The organism is Oleiphilus sp. HI0067, from assembly GCF_001635735.1.
Genome location: NZ_LWFI01001058.1, coordinates 1 through 1,012 on the forward strand (window position 1 = coordinate 1; position 1,012 = coordinate 1,012).

1 pseudogene is annotated in these 1,012 nt (G+C 44.9%); it reads left to right on the top strand.

The features are described from left to right. Positions 1–1,012, top strand: a pseudogene (glnD, locus tag A3739_RS14715) ([protein-PII] uridylyltransferase); the annotation flags it as partial.

Genomic DNA, 1,012 nt, shown 5'->3' on the forward strand with positions numbered 1-1,012 from the left:
AGCCTCATTCAGACATTGATCTTCTTATTCTTGCAAAAGATCAGATCCCCACTGAATCTGAAAGCGATCTAAGCAGCTTCATTACTCTGCTGTGGGACCTGTCGCTCGAAATAGGACATAGTGTTCGTACAATCGACGAATGTATTGAGCAAGCAAGCCTAGATGTAACGATTGCAACAAATCTTTTAGAGACTCGAACAATTTCCGGCGCCGAGTCATTAAAATCAACACTCACAAGCCGTATGTATTCTGACGAAGTCTATACGTCCAAAGACTACTTTATGGCCAAGTTCAAAGAGCAAGTCGAACGCCACGAACGTTATGGTGGCAACGAATACAATCTTGAGCCGAACATTAAAGCTTCGCCTGGTACACTTCGCGATATTCAGACAGTTGGCTGGATTACAAAGCGTCACTTTGGCCCTGAGGCCAAAACCGCAAGAGAACGATATCACTTTCTGACGGACGAAGAATTCAACCTCCTTCTTTCAGGGGAGACCTTTTTATGGTCTTTGCGCTATGGTCTTCAGATGGTTGCAAATCGAAGCGAAAACCGACTGCTGTTTGATCACCAACGCAAGGTTGCCAAAATTCTTGGCTACGAAGACAGTGACAATTCACTGGGCGTTGAGCTTATGATGCAGCGCTACTATCGTACTGTACTCGCTCTTGCTGAACTCGCTGATGTGATTCTTCAGTACTTTGATGGTTTTTATCTTAATCCAAATCGAGAGACTGTAACGACTCCACTGAACAACCGCTTTCAAGTTAGCAATGGCTATGTAGAGACGGTAGATGATGGTGTCTTTGATCGCTCCCCGTACGCACTGATCGAAATATTTTTGTTAATGGCGCAAAACCCTGCAATCAAGGGTATTCACGCGACAACGATTAGACTGATTCGAGAACATCAATATCTGATCGATGATAGTTTCCGCGCAGACCTAGCTAACACGACAATGTTCCGAGAGATTCTGCGAACACCGCATAGACTTCACCGAACCTTGCGCAA